This window comes from Streptococcus suis, assembly GCF_002960445.1.
GTDB lineage: Bacteria > Bacillota > Bacilli > Lactobacillales > Streptococcaceae > Streptococcus > Streptococcus hyiners.
The window spans coordinates 1-276 of the sequence record NZ_POJD01000453.1 but is presented as its reverse complement, the minus strand read 5'-3'; the positions used below and the strand labels follow the sequence as shown (position 1 = coordinate 276).

Annotated in this window: 1 pseudogene; it reads left to right on the top strand. The window is 47.8% G+C overall.

The window, feature by feature from the left end:
• Positions 1-276 (top strand): annotated as a pseudogene (locus tag C1G53_RS12495) (heavy metal translocating P-type ATPase); the annotation flags it as partial.

Sequence of the window (276 nt, the reverse complement as noted above, 5' to 3'; positions counted from 1 at the left end):
CCATTGGTTCAGGGACTGATATTGCCATTGAGTCTGCCGACATTGTCCTCATGCATAGTGATATTTTGGATGTGGTCAAGGCTGTCAAACTCAGCCAGGCAACCATGAGGACCATCAAGCAAAATCTCTTCTGGGCCTTTGCTTACAATGTGATCGGTATTCCAATTGCCATGGGGCTATTACATGTATTTGGTGGACCTCTGCTCAATCCTATGTTTGCAGGTGCAGCCATGGCCCTCAGCTCAGTGTCAGTCGTTTTGAACGCTCTGCGATTGA